The 13,253-nt window shown below is 59.5% G+C and carries 10 protein-coding genes; 9 read left to right on the top strand and 1 reads right to left on the bottom strand.

Translation table 11 applies throughout. The features are described from left to right. Positions 1–44: 44 nt before the first annotated feature. Positions 45–1,475, top strand: a complete 1,431-nt coding sequence (locus ASF69_RS00185) for an aspartate ammonia-lyase (protein WP_062584182.1) — start codon at positions 45–47, stop codon at positions 1,473–1,475. Here ASF69_RS00185 and ASF69_RS00180 read toward each other — a convergent pair. After that, positions 1,472–2,185, bottom strand: coding sequence for a FadR/GntR family transcriptional regulator (locus ASF69_RS00180; RefSeq protein ID WP_062584180.1), 714 nt, complete (start codon positions 2,183–2,185; stop codon positions 1,472–1,474). The two genes, ASF69_RS00185 and ASF69_RS00180, sit on opposite strands and share 4 nt — an antisense overlap. Before the next feature lie 150 nt (positions 2,186–2,335). On the opposite strand from ASF69_RS00180, the gene ASF69_RS00175 reads away from it, so the two are divergent. The 8 genes from ASF69_RS00175 to ASF69_RS00140 all read left to right on the top strand — a co-directional run bounded on the left by ASF69_RS00175 (position 2,336) and on the right by ASF69_RS00140 (position 13,180). Beyond that, the gene (locus tag ASF69_RS00175) at positions 2,336–2,923 is read left to right on the top strand and encodes an ANTAR domain-containing response regulator (protein ID WP_062585506.1); all 588 of its coding nucleotides are present in this window, start codon (positions 2,336–2,338) and stop codon (positions 2,921–2,923) included. A gap of 27 nt (positions 2,924–2,950) precedes the next feature. Beyond that, positions 2,951–4,237 (top strand): CmpA/NrtA family ABC transporter substrate-binding protein, encoded by a 1,287-nt coding sequence (locus ASF69_RS00170; protein ID WP_062584178.1) that lies wholly within the window; start codon positions 2,951–2,953, stop codon positions 4,235–4,237. Between the two features lie 366 nt (positions 4,238–4,603). Further along, complete coding sequence (locus ASF69_RS00165; RefSeq protein WP_062584177.1) at positions 4,604–5,902, top strand: CmpA/NrtA family ABC transporter substrate-binding protein; 1,299 nt, start codon at positions 4,604–4,606, stop codon at positions 5,900–5,902. Between the two features lie 48 nt (positions 5,903–5,950). Beyond that, positions 5,951–6,817, top strand: a complete 867-nt coding sequence (gene ntrB / locus ASF69_RS00160; RefSeq protein WP_062585505.1) for a nitrate ABC transporter permease — start codon at positions 5,951–5,953, stop codon at positions 6,815–6,817. Between the two features lie 13 nt (positions 6,818–6,830). Next, a complete protein-coding gene (locus ASF69_RS00155; RefSeq protein ID WP_062584175.1) occupies positions 6,831–7,628 on the top strand; it encodes an ABC transporter ATP-binding protein in 798 nt (265 codons plus the stop codon). Positions 7,629–7,633: 5 nt separating this feature from the next. Beyond that, positions 7,634–10,084 (top strand): nitrite reductase large subunit NirB, encoded by a 2,451-nt coding sequence (gene nirB / locus ASF69_RS00150; protein ID WP_062584173.1) that lies wholly within the window; start codon positions 7,634–7,636, stop codon positions 10,082–10,084. 106 nt (positions 10,085–10,190) lie between these two features. Beyond that, complete coding sequence (gene nirD, locus ASF69_RS00145; protein ID WP_062584170.1) at positions 10,191–10,520, top strand: nitrite reductase small subunit NirD; 330 nt, start codon at positions 10,191–10,193, stop codon at positions 10,518–10,520. A 2-nt stretch (positions 10,521–10,522) separates the two neighbouring features. Further along, positions 10,523–13,180 carry a nitrate reductase gene (locus tag ASF69_RS00140; protein WP_062584168.1) on the top strand — a complete coding sequence of 886 codons (2,658 nt, stop codon included), beginning with the start codon at positions 10,523–10,525 and terminating at the stop codon, positions 13,178–13,180. The last annotated feature ends 73 nt before the right edge of the window (positions 13,181–13,253 follow it).

Raw genomic sequence — 13,253 nt, 5'->3', positions numbered from 1 at the left:
AGCAGCTTTACAGATTTATATGTTTTGTCGTTGAGGAGGACACAGTGGTCACGACGCGCAGGGAATACGATCTTCTGGGGGAAAAAGAGATACCGGCTGATGCCTATTGGGGTGTCCACACGGCGCGCGCCGCCGAGAATTTTCAGATAACCGGCATTCCCATCGGCCATTATGGCTACCTCATTCGTGGGCTGGCCTATGTGAAGGAAGCCGCTGCGAGGGCAAACAACGAACTGGGGCTGCTGGACAGCGAAAAGCTGGGTGCGATAGCGCAGGCCTGCCGCGAAATTCGCGAGGGCGCTCTGCACGACCAGTTCATCATCGACGTCATTCAGGGCGGTGCCGGCACCTCGACGAACATGAACGCCAATGAGGTCATTGCCAACAGGGCGCTGGAAATCCTCGGCCACGACAAGGGCGATTACGTGCATCTGCACCCGAATGATCACGTCAATCTCAGCCAGTCCACCAATGATGCCTATCCGACGGCGATCAATGTCGCGATGATCGAGGCGATCGACGGGCTGGCGGCCTCCATGCTGATCCTGCAGGAAGCCTTCGAACGCAAGGCGCGCGAGTTCGACGGCATTCTCAAGGTTGGCCGTACCCAGTTGCAGGACGCCGTTCCAATGACCCTTGGCCAGGAATTCCGCACCTTTGCCGTGATGCTGGGAGAGGATCGCCTGCGCCTGATCGAGTCCGCCGCCTTGCTGCATGAGATCAACCTCGGCGCAACCGCCATCGGCACCCGGCTGAATGCACCGGCAGGCTATGCGGAGGTGGCGTGCAAACATCTCGTCGCATTGACCGGCCGCCCGCTTGTCACCGCAGCAGACCTCATCGAAGCCACGCAGGACCCCGGCGCGTTCGTACATCTCTCCGGCGTGTTGAAGCGTGTTGCGGTCAAATTGTCGAAGACCTGCAACGATCTGCGGCTGCTGTCTTCAGGACCACGCGCAGGCATTGGCGAAATCAACCTTCCACCCGTTCAGGCCGGTTCCAGCATCATGCCGGGCAAGGTCAACCCGGTCATTCCGGAGGTGGTCAACCAGGTCGCGTTTTCTGTCATCGGCAATGACATCACGATTACCATGGCGGCTGAGGGCGGACAGCTTCAGCTGAACGCCTTCGAACCGGTCATTGTGCGCTCGCTTTGCGACAGCATTGCGCAACTGAGCGCAGCCTGCGTGACGCTGGCAGAACGTTGCGTGGACGGCATTACGGCAAATGTCGAGATCATGGCGCGCAGGCTTGACGAATCCCTGGGTCTGGCAACCGCACTCAACCCCTTGATCGGCTATTACGCGGCAACGGAAGTGGCGAGGGAAGCCCTCCTGTCCGGTCGCACGGTCGCGCAGGTGGTTCTGGAAAAGGGTTACTTGAGCGCCGAGCAGTTGAGCGCGGCACTAAAGCCAGAACTGCTGGCGAATGCCCCGGCGCTGCAACGCCTCGCTGAAGCGGAAGGCACCCATTAGCCGAGCTCTGTTTCCTCACCGATGATAGCGGTGACGACCTGCTTTACCTGCCCCAGATGCGCCTCCATGGCGCTTCTGGCGGTCTCGCTCGACCCTGCGGCAATCGCTTCGGCAATGAGGCGATGCTCGACATTCGAGGCGATACGGCGATGGGCCATGATATTCAGCAATTCCGATTGCTGGCTGAGCGAACCGCGTGCGTCGAGGACAACCTTGGCAAAGAGCGCATTTCCGGATGCTTCGGCGATGGTGCTGTGAAACTCCGAGTCGAGCTTGACCCATTTATGGGGGTCTTCCTGCTCGTCCATGGCATCGCAGAGACCAAGTATCTTTTCGAGCTGATCGCTTGATCGTCTTACCGCCGCCCATCCGGCTGCGGGCACTTCAATGAAGGGACGCGCCTCGATCAGATCGCGGGCGGAATATCCGCCATAGCTCAATTCCCGGCTTGGCCTGTCGGTCAGAACGAACGTGCCGCTGCCCGTGCGCGTCTGCGTCATGCCCAGCGTCTGCAAAGACCGCAAGGCTTCCCGCACGATGGGCCTGCTGACGCCGTAACGTCCAGCCAGATCCGTTTCTGCAGGCAGGCGTGTACCCACGGCCAACCGTCCAGAGACGATTGCCGACCGCAAATCTTCAAACACCGATTCAGCAGCACTTTTGCGGCTTATCGGGTTTGGCTCAGATAACCATTCCGCCCCTGCACTCATACGGTCAACATTTTCTAAACATGGTTGCTTGTCAAGCCGCGCTCAGGTGCCAGAAATGTATTGGTACAAAAGATTTTAGCGCTGATGCCCGATTTTTGTGCAAGATTAAAAAGATTGCAAATCCGCAAGGGTTGCGGCATCTATGCAGCCATGACGCTCCGCGACCTGACAATTCTCGTAATTGATGAAAACGCCATCCGCGCCTCGATTATCGAGGAAGGATTGCGCGAGGCGGGGCATGACCGGGTTACGGTTATTCACGAGGTCCATGGCGTTGCGAGAATCATCGATACGCTCTGTCCTGATGTGATCGTGATTGACATAGAAAATCCAAATCGGGACATGATGGAACATTTATTCCAATTGACCCGCACCGTCGGCAGACCCATCGCCATGTTCGTTGATCGCTCCGATACCGCCTCCATCGAAGCGGCGGTTGAGGCCGGGGTTTCCGCCTATATCGTCGATGGCCTGAAGAAAGAGCGCGTCAAACCCATTCTCGACATGGCGGTCAGCCGCTTCAACGCCTTCAGCCGCCTGCAGCGGGAGCTTGCCGAAGCCAGATCGGCGCTTGAAGAACGCAAGGTCGTCGAGCGGGCCAAAGGCATTCTGATGAAAATGCGTGGCCTTTCGGAGGAGGAGGCTTTTGCCCTGATGCGCCAGACGGCCATGAACGAGAAGAAGAAGCTTTCCGACATCGCGCAAAGTGTCGTGACGGCCGCCAGCTTGCTGATGTGAGCGCGAAGATCCAATGGAGCATGTGAGATGACGATCACGGCCAGCGAGGCAACGAAAAGCGGCAAGGGCGAGACCGGGCCTGCCCTGATCGGCAATGACCGCCAGCGCACCCTGCGGGCCGGCTTCATTCCGCTGGTCGATGCTTCAGTGCTGATTGCGGCCGCCGAATTTGGCTTTGCTGCCCGCGAAGGTCTGCATCTTGATCTGGTCAAGGATGTTTCATGGGCCAATGTGCGTGACCGGCTGGCATTCCGCCAGTTCGATATCGCGCATATGCTCTCTCCCATGCCCGTGGCCTCCATGCTGGACCTCGGATCCAACCCCTCACCCACCATCACCCCCTTTTCGCTGGGTCGCGGCGGCAATGCCATTACCCTTTCCACCCGACTTTTCGCACGTATGCGCGACATTGCTGGCATATCCGAAACGGCAAGCGCCCTCGACAATGCCAAGGCGCTGAAAACTCTGCTCGACGACATGCGTGCGCGTGGAGAGCCAGCGCCGACCTTCGGCGTGACCTATCCCTTCTCGTCGCACAATTACGAATTCCGTTACTGGCTGGCAGCGGGTGGCATTCACCCCGACCGGGACGTCAAGCTTGTCGTTGTGCCACCGCCCCTGACATCGGATGCACTCGCGGCTGGCGCCATCGATGGTTTTTGCGTCGGCGCACCGTGGAACATGATGGCGAGCGAGCGCGGGATTGGCCGGATTGTCGCCGCCAAGCAGGACATATGGCCATCGGCGCCTGAAAAGGTCATCGGCATGAGGCCGGACTGGGCAAGCTCGCAGCCCGAGGCCGTTTCACGCCTGCTGGTGGCGCTCGATGCGGCAGCCCGGTGGTGCGACCGCGCCGACAATCACGCTGCTCTGGCCGAAACATTGGGGGATGCGAAATATATCGCGGCCCCGGTCGACATTATAAGGCAGGTCCTTGCCGGTCGCTTCAATGTCGACGCGCAGGGCAACCAGCGCGTGATCGAGCGCTATTTTACTTTCCACGACAATTTTGCCAATTTCCCGCGCAAAAGCCAGGCGCTGTGGATTTATAGCCAGATGATCCGCTGGGGCCAGGCACGTTTTTCAAAGGAGGGCGCGCAGGCTGCGGCATCGGCCTATCAGTGCGACATCTACCGAAACGCACTGGGGCCCAACAGCGTCCCGCCGCAAACGGAAGGGCGCATCGAAGGCGCAAGCGAAGGTGACCGCTTCATGGATGGCCACACCTTCGATCCCGCCGCAATCGAGGCCTATGTCAAGGCATTCGCTGTCGGTGCCGTCAATGCGCAGCTGTCTACATCCGAAGAAAACTGACAGTAACGCGCTGCACAAATGCTGCGCATCATAGGGGCGCAGCCGCCGAAACTGCGCAAAATATAAGCCGGACCATATCAGGCATCGAGCGACGGTAGCGGGCGCTCTTCAACGATCGCATTAGATCTATCAACGACTTATCCGCATTTTTCAAAACTGGCATGGCGATTGCTTACTAATCTTCATCCGGTCAACGGCGATCGGACTAAAGCGCGTAATCGCTGCTTACCAACGACACAGACGTCGCAAGGTTTTTGCTGCCCGGGGGCTAACCCTCCAGGCAAATGCAATCTCCGAGCGGCGTTTTTTTTATTTCTGACTTTGCCAACGCACGCCGGAACGGCGGCCAAAATGGGGAACATGCGAATGAAACCGACATTCACAGGCAATATAAGCCGCCGTGGCATATTGAAGACGACAGCAACCGCCGCCCTGATCACCGCCATCCGCTCGGCCTTCCCATCCGGCGCATTCGCCGCAGCGGCAGCGCCTGAAGTGACCGGCGCAAAGCTTGGCTATATCGCCCTAACGGACGCCGCCCCTCTCGTCGTTGCCGCCGAAAAAGGCCTCTTCGCCAAATATGGAATGCCCGATGTCGAAGTGGCCAAGCAGGCGTCCTGGGGTGCCACCCGCGACAACCTCGTTCTGGGTGGCGCATCGAACGGCATCGATGGCGCGCATATTCTCACCCCCATGCCCTACCTCATGCACACCGGCAAGGTGACGCAGAACAATGTGCCCGTGCCGATGGCCATTCTCGCCCGCCTCAATCTCGACAGTCAGGGCATCTCGGTTGCCAAGGAATATGCCGATACCGGCGTAGAGCTGGATGCATCCAAGTTGAAGGCCGCCTTCGAGAAGAAGAAGGCCGAGGGCAAGGAGATCAAGGCCGCCATGACCTTCCCCGGCGGCACGCATGATCTGTGGATCCGCTATTGGCTGGCCGCAGGCGGCATCGACCCGGACAAGGACGTCTCCACCATCGTCGTTCCGCCACCGCAGATGGTTGCCAATATGAAGGTTGGCAACATGGATGTGTTCTGCGTGGGCGAACCCTGGAACGAGCAGCTGGTCAATCAGGGCATCGGCTTTACAGCCTGCACGACAGGCGAACTCTGGAAGGGCCATCCTGAAAAGGCGCTTGGTATGCGCGCCGACTGGGTGGAGAAGAACCCGAATGCCGCAAAGGCGATCCTCATGGCCGTGATGGAAGCCCAGCAATGGTGCGACAGCATGGACAACAAGCAAGAGATGTCGGCCATTCTGGGCAAGCGCCAATGGTTCAACGTGCCGCCAAAGGATGTTCTCGGCCGCCTGAAGGGTGACATCAACTACGGCAATGGTCGCGTGGCCAAGGCCACCGATCTGCAGATGAAATTCTGGAAGGACGGTGCGTCCTACCCGTTCCAGAGCCATGACAGCTGGTTCCTGGCCGAGAATATCCGCTGGGGCAAGTTCGCGCCCGATACCGACATCAAGGCGCTGGTGTCCCAAGTCAACCGCGAAGACTTGTGGCGCGAGGCCGCCAAGGATCTGGGTGTGGCAGCAGCCGATATCCCGGCATCCAAGTCACGCGGCAAAGAGACCTTCTTCGACGGCAAGGTCTTCGATCCGGAAAACCCATCCGCCTATCTCGACAGCCTTTCGATCAAGGCCGCCTCGTAATCACGACAGGATAAAACCATGACCGCAACTGCCCGCAAGACAGACAGCATGGCAACGGCCACCCCAATCCCGAAAAGCGGCACCGTGATTGCGATTGCCCGCCGCCCGTCAAAAGGCTTCAACGCGCGAAAGATTGCCGCGGCCATCGCCCGCAATGTTCTGCCGCCGCTCGTCGTGCTGGTGCTGCTGCTCGGCATCTGGCAGGCGCTCTGTTCCGCCCCCGGCGCAACCCTGCCCCCGCCAAGCCAAGTGTTTCAGGAAAGCTATGACCTGATTGTCTATCCCTTCTTCGTCTATGGCTCGCAGGATATCGGCCTTGGCTGGCGGGTTCTGATTTCGCTGGAACGCGTCGCCTATGGTTTCGGCCTTGCCGCCATTGCCGGTGTTATATTGGGTGCTGTCGTCGGCCAGTCCATCTGGGCCATGCGCGGGCTCGACCCCATCTTTCAGGTGCTGCGCACCGTTCCGCCGCTGGCCTGGCTGCCGCTGTCTCTGGCTGCGTTTCAGGACAGCAATCCATCGGCCATTTTCGTGATCTTCATCACCTCCATCTGGCCCGTCATCATCAACACCGCCGTTGGCGTGCGCAATATTCCGCAGGATTATCGCAACGTGGCGCAGGTGCTGCGGCTGAACCAGCTGGAATTTTTCTACAAGATCATGCTGCCTTCTGCCGCCCCGTACATCTTCACCGGCCTTCGCATCGGCGTCGGCCTCTCGTGGCTCGCCATTGTTGCGGCGGAAATGCTGACCGGCGGCGTCGGCATCGGCTTCTTCATCTGGGACGCCTGGAATTCGTCGCGCCTGCCCGACATCATCGTGGCACTCGCTTACATCGGAGTCGTCGGCTTTGTCCTCGATAAGCTCGTCGCTGCCCTCGGCAATGTCGTCACCCGCGGCGCTGCGGCCAACTGAGGAGGAGAACAACATGAACGCCTATCTCAAGCTTGATCACATCGATAAATATTTCGACAAGGGTGGTGTCCGCGCCGAGGTGTTGAAGGGCATCAACCTGACCATCGACAAGGGAGAATTCGTCTCCGTCATCGGTCACTCCGGCTGTGGCAAGTCCACCATGCTCAACCTTATTGCCGGTCTGACAAAAGTTTCCTCCGGCGTCGTGCTTCTGGAAAACCGAGAGGTGAACGAACCCGGCCCGGAACGGGCCGTGGTGTTTCAGAACCACAGCCTGCTGCCGTGGCTGAGCGTCTATGAAAACGTCAATCTCGGCGTCGAGAAGGTCTTTCGCTACACCAAGACCAAGGCGGAGCGTCACGACTGGGTGATGCGCAATCTCGATCTCGTGCAGATGGCCCATGCCAAGGACAAGAAGCCATCGGAAATTTCCGGCGGCATGAAGCAGCGCGTCGGCATTGCCCGGGCGCTGGCCATGGAGCCGAAAATCCTGCTGCTGGACGAACCTTTCGGCGCTCTAGATGCCCTGACCCGCGCCCATTTGCAGGATGCGGTGATGGAAATCCATGCCCGTCTTGGCAACACCATGGTCATGATTACCCATGATGTCGACGAGGCCGTTCTTCTGTCGGATCGCATCGTCATGATGACCAACGGACCTGCCGCCCATATCGGTGAAATCCTCGACGTGCCGCTGCCAAGACCGCGCCATCGCATCGAGCTTGCCTCCGACCGAACCTACCTCAAATGCCGCGAGGCCGTGCTGAAGTTCCTCTACGAACGTCACCGCTTCGTCGAAGCTGCGGAGTAATCGCTATGACAGAAAAACTTGTCATCATTGGAAACGGCATGGCCCCCGGGCGCATGCTGGAAGAACTCTTCGAGAAAGCACCTGGCCGCTATCAGGTGACGATCTTCAATGCCGAGCCACGCGTCAATTACGACCGCATCATGCTGTCGCCGGTTCTCTCAGGCGAGAAGACCTATGAGGATATCATCATCCATGGCGACGGCTGGTACATCCAGCACGGCATTACGCTCTACAAAGGCCACCGCATCGTCAATATCGACCGCGCCGCCAAGACCGTGACCTCGGATCAGGGCGTGACCGAAATCTACGACAAGCTGGTCATCGCTACCGGCTCGGTACCTTTCATCATCCCAGTGCCCGGCAAGGATCTGCCCGGCGTCATCACCTATCGCGATCTTGATGATGTCGATGCCATGCTGCTGGCCGCCCAGTCCCGCGCCAAGGCCGTGGTCATCGGCGGCGGTCTGCTTGGGCTGGAAGCCGCCGCCGGTCTTGCCATGCGCGGCATGGACGTGACCGTGCTGCATGTGATGCCGACGCTGATGGAGCGCCAGCTCGACCCGGCAGCGGGCTATATCTTGCAGAAGGCGATGGAAGATCGTGGCATCAAGGTCATCACCAAGGCCAATACCAAGCAGATCGTCGGGACCGACCGGGTTGAAGGTATCGAGCTCGACAACGGCACCATCATTCCCGCAACGCTGGTGGTGATGGCGGTTGGCATCAGGCCCAATGCGGGTCTGGCGAAAGAGGCAGGTCTGGCGGTCAATCGCGGTATCGTTGTGGATGCGGGTATGCAGACATCGGACGGAGATATTCTCTCTGTCGGTGAATGCGCCGAGGTGGATGGCATGGTCTATGGCCTTGTCGCGCCGCTCTATGAAATGGCGCGGGTGGCAGCGGCACATCTGGCAGGCGATACCACACCGGCCTTCGTCCATGCGGACACGCCGACCAAGCTGAAAGTCACCGGCATCAACCTCTTCTCCATCGGTGATTTCGCCGATGGTGATGATCGTGAGGAAATCGTGCTGCGTGATGCCACCGCAGGGATCTACAAGCGTGTCATCCTCAAGGACAACCGCATTATCGGTACCGTGCTTTACGGCGAAACCTCCGATGGCGCCTGGTTCAACGACCTGAAGAAAAAGGGCGTCGATATCTCGGCCATGCGCGATACTCTCATTTTCGGCCAGTCCTATCAGGGAGGGTCCCCACTGGACCCTATGGCGGCCGTTGCAGCCTTGCCGGATGATGCGGAAATCTGTGGCTGTAACGGCGTTTGCAAGGGCAAGATCACCTCGACCATCACAGGCAAGGGCCTGACATCGCTGGATGACGTGCGTGCTCACACCAAGGCGTCCGCGTCATGCGGCTCCTGCACCGGCCTTGTCGAGCAATTGATGACGCTGACGCTGGGCGACAGCTACAATCCCGCCGCCGTTCAGCCCATGTGCAACTGCACGGATCTCGGCCATGACGATGTGCGGCGTCTGATCAAGGCCAAGGGGCTGAAGACCATTCCGGCGGTGATGCAGGAACTGGAATGGAAGACCTCCTGCGGCTGCGCCAAATGCCGCCCGGCGCTCAACTATTACCTCGTCTGCGACTGGCCGGATGAATATGCCGATGATTACCAGTCCCGCTATATCAACGAGCGTGTTCACGCCAATATCCAGAAGGATGGCACCTATTCCGTCGTGCCGCGCATGTGGGGCGGCGTGACCAATGCCAATGAATTGCGCGCCATTGCCGATGTGGTCGACAAGTTCGAAATACCGATGGTCAAGATGACCGGCGGCCAGCGTATCGACCTTCTCGGCATCGAAAAGGAAGACCTGCCGGCCGTCTGGGCCGATCTCGGCAAGGCCGGTTTCATCTCCGGTCAGGCCTATGCCAAGGGCTTGCGCACCGTCAAAACCTGCGTGGGTTCCGACTGGTGCCGCTTCGGCACGCAGGATTCGACCGGCTTCGGCGTTCGCCTTGAGAAATTCATGTGGGGTTCCTGGACACCGGCCAAGCTGAAGCTTGCCGTCTCCGGCTGTCCGCGAAACTGCGCGGAAGCAACCTGCAAGGATATCGGCGTCATCTGCGTCGATAGTGGTTACGAAATCCACTTTGCCGGTGCCGCCGGTCTCGACATCAAGGGCACCGAGGTTCTGGGCCTCGTCAAAACCGAGGATGAGGCGCTCGAACATATCGTGGCGCTGACGCAGATGTACCGCGAACAGGCCCGCTATCTGGAACGCATCTACAAATGGGCCAAGCGCATCGGCTACGACGAGGTTCGCCGCCAGATCATTGATGATGCCGAAAAGCGCAAGGCCTATTTCGAGCGTTTTGTCTTCAGCCAGAAATTCGCGCAGGTCGATCCCTGGTCGGAGCGCGTGTCCGGCGAACACAAGCACGAGTTCAAACCGATGGCGACCATCGGCTTCAATCAAGCCGCTGAGTGACCGACCGCCGCAAGGCAGGACGGCCATTTGGGCAGTCGGGTGGGGCGAAAGGAGGAGTTTCGCCCCACCTCCAAGATTTCATCGACAAGAGCAGGATGGAAAGCACATGAACTGGGTCGATATTGGCGACATATCCGACATTCCCCTGCGCGGCGCACGCTGCGTGAAGACGCCCTCCGGCAAGATCGCTGTGTTCCGCACGGCGGAAAACGACGTCTACGCCATCGAAGATCACTGCCCGCACAAGGGCGGGCCCTTGAGCCAGGGCATTGTTCATGGCACGTCGGTCACCTGCCCGCTGCACAATTGGGTGATTTCGCTGGAAACCGGCAAGGCCCTGGGTGCCGATGAGGGTGCGGTGCGCACCATCCCGGTTCGCAATGTGGACGGCAAGCTATCTATTGCCATCGAAAGCCTGATGATCGCGGCGGAGTGAGCATGGCACAAGAGGTCAAGACCACCTGCCCCTATTGCGGCGTCGGCTGCGGCGTGATCGCGAAGATCGAAGACGATGGCGCTGTTACCGTCAAAGGCGATCCTGATCATCCTGCCAATCTGGGACGGCTCTGTTCCAAGGGCTCGGCGCTAGCTGAAACCATCGATCTCGGCGGGCGACTGCTCTATCCGCAGGTCAGTGGCGAACGGGTGACATGGGACAGTGCACTTGACCTCGTGGCCTCGAAATTTTCCGATGCCATTGCCGAACATGGAGCTGATGCTGTCGCATTCTATGTCTCAGGCCAATTGCTAACCGAAGATTATTACGTCGCCAACAAGCTGATGAAGGGCTTCATCGGGTCTGCCAATATCGATACGAATTCGCGGCTCTGCATGTCGTCTTCCGTCGCAGGCCATCGCCGCGCTTTCGGTTCGGATACCGTACCGGGTCTCTACGAAGATATATTCGAGGCTGATCTGGTCATCCTCGCCGGTTCCAATCTGGCATGGTGCCATCCCGTTATCTATCAGCGTCTCGCCGCCGCCAAAGCTGAGCGCCCGGATATGCGCATCGTCGTCATCGACCCGCGCCGCACCATGACCTGCGATATCGCCGACATGCATCTGGCCATCCGGCCTGATGGAGATGTCGCGCTGTTTACCGGTCTTCTGGCACATCTGGCCAACGGCCCCGCCATCGACCGAGCCTACGTCGAGAGCTTCACCAACGGCTTTGATGCCGCCATGCAATCGGCCTGCGAGTACAGCCTTCCCGAAATTGCAGAAGCAACGGGGCTGACCATTGCCGAACTGATCCAGTTCTACGAACTTTTCGAGCGCACGCAAAAGTCCGTCACCTGCTACAGCCAGGGTGTCAACCAATCGATGAGCGGCACGGACAAGGTCAACGCCATCATCAATTGCCACCTGGCGACGGGCCGCATCGGCAGGCCGGGCATCGGACCGTTTTCACTCACCGGACAGCCCAACGCCATGGGTGGCCGCGAGGTTGGCGGTCTTGCCAATATGCTGGCAGCGCACATGGACATTGAGAATGCCGCTGACCGCGACCGCGTTCAGCGTTTCTGGAACGCACCCACTATCGCCCAGAAGCCGGGCCTCAAAGCCGTCGATCTGTTTCAGGCCGTGGCCGAGGGCCGCATCAAGGCGCTGTGGATCATGGCAACCAACCCTGTCGTTTCCATGCCGGATGCCAGCGCCGTCGAGGCCGCGCTGAAGACCTGCCCCTTCGTGGTCGTATCGGACATGTACGCCACGACAGACACGGCAAAATACGCCCATGTGCTTCTGCCCTCGCTCGGATGGGGCGAAAAGGACGGAACCGTCACCAATTCGGAGCGGCGCATTTCCCGCCAGCGCGGTTACCTGCCCGCACCGGGAGAAGCGAAGGCCGATTGGTGGCAAATGGCGCAGGTCGGTGAGCGCATGGGGTTTGCACAGGCTTTTGATTATGCCGGTCCAGCCGATATTTTTGCCGAACACGCCAGACTTTCTGGCTTTGAGAATAACGGCTCGCGGGATTTCGATATCGGCGCATATTCCGCGGTGACGACGGAAGACTACGATACCCTGCCGCCCTTTAACTGGCCACAGCCCGCCTCCGGGCATCGCGAAACGACACGCTTCTTCGCAGATGGCAAATTCTATCATGCCGATGGAAAGGCGCGCTTCGTCAGCACCGCCCTGCCGCAGACATCCCGCATAAATGCCGACTACCCGCTGACCCTCAACACTGGCCGCATCCGCGACCAGTGGCACACCATGACACGGACGGGAAAAAGCGCGCGGCTCTCGTCCCATCTCGCTGAGCCATTTGCCGAGCTGCATCCACGTGATGCCGCCGATCTGCGCATCGAAAGCGCTGGTCTCTTGGAAATTGAAAGCCCGCTTGGCAAGATCATCGTGCGGGCGCTTGTCACCGAGCGGCAGGCGCGGGGCAATATCTTCGTACCCATGCACTGGAACGACCAGTTTGCCGCCAATGCCCGCGTCGACCGGCTGGTGCCACCTCTGACAGACCCGTTTTCCGGCCAGCCAGCATCGAAAAACATCGCCGTCACCGCGCGGCCTTTTCAGGCGAAAGCCTATGGCTTTGCCGTGACGCAGACCAGACCGCAAAACCTCGATTGCCCCTATTGGGCGCTGGCGAAGGCTGACGGAGGGTATCGTCTGGAAATGGCCTTTGACGAGGTACCGCAGGACTGGATCGGCTGGGCCCGCGCCGTGTTCGGCATTGATGCCAGCATTGAGCCGATCGGTTACGCCGATAACAGCGCCGCACAGACCCGCCTCGCCTTCTTCGATGGCGACAGATTGCTGGCAGCACTCTACATCGCCCGCAAGCCCGTCGCCGTTGCCCGCAACTGGGCGATTTCCCAGCTTTCAGCCCGCCACGAAGACGTTCGCACACGCTTTGCGCTGGTCGCCGGTCGCCCCGGCGCAGGCACGCCAGACCCCGGCGCAACCGTCTGCTCCTGCTTTAATGTCGGCATCAACCAGATCACCGCAGCCATCCGCGATGGTTGCCACAGCGTCGAAGCCATCGGCACGAATTTAAGTGCGGGCACCAATTGCGGCTCCTGCCGCGCAGAAATTCGCGGCATCATCGATGGTTGCCTGAAGGTCGCAGCCGAATAATTCCGCCGCCGTGCAATGAAACGAATGGAATGAAAGGGTTGCGATTGTCGTGAATATGGACTGAGGTGCCGGG

The sequence above is a fragment of the Rhizobium sp. Leaf311 genome (genome assembly GCF_001423445.1).
Taxonomy (GTDB): domain Bacteria; phylum Pseudomonadota; class Alphaproteobacteria; order Rhizobiales; family Rhizobiaceae; genus Agrobacterium.
This window is presented reverse-complemented; position numbering and strand designations above follow the sequence as displayed.

Bases quoted from the DNA above. Each gene is read 5' to 3' on its own strand.
- ASF69_RS00140 (WP_062584168.1), top strand. From the start codon at position 10,523: ATGGCACAAGAGGTCAAGACCACCTGCCCCTATTGCGGCGTCGGCTGC.
- ASF69_RS00180 (WP_062584180.1), bottom strand. From the start codon at position 2,185: ATGAGTGCAGGGGCGGAATGGTTATCTGAGCCAAACCCGATAAGCCGC.
- ntrB (WP_062585505.1), top strand. From the start codon at position 5,951: ATGGCAACGGCCACCCCAATCCCGAAAAGCGGCACCGTGATTGCGATT.
- ASF69_RS00175 (WP_062585506.1), top strand. From the start codon at position 2,336: ATGACGCTCCGCGACCTGACAATTCTCGTAATTGATGAAAACGCCATC.
- nirD (WP_062584170.1), top strand. From the start codon at position 10,191: ATGAACTGGGTCGATATTGGCGACATATCCGACATTCCCCTGCGCGGC.
- ASF69_RS00170 (WP_062584178.1), top strand. From the start codon at position 2,951: ATGACGATCACGGCCAGCGAGGCAACGAAAAGCGGCAAGGGCGAGACC.
- ASF69_RS00165 (WP_062584177.1), top strand. From the start codon at position 4,604: ATGAAACCGACATTCACAGGCAATATAAGCCGCCGTGGCATATTGAAG.
- ASF69_RS00155 (WP_062584175.1), top strand. From the start codon at position 6,831: ATGAACGCCTATCTCAAGCTTGATCACATCGATAAATATTTCGACAAG.
- nirB (WP_062584173.1), top strand. From the start codon at position 7,634: ATGACAGAAAAACTTGTCATCATTGGAAACGGCATGGCCCCCGGGCGC.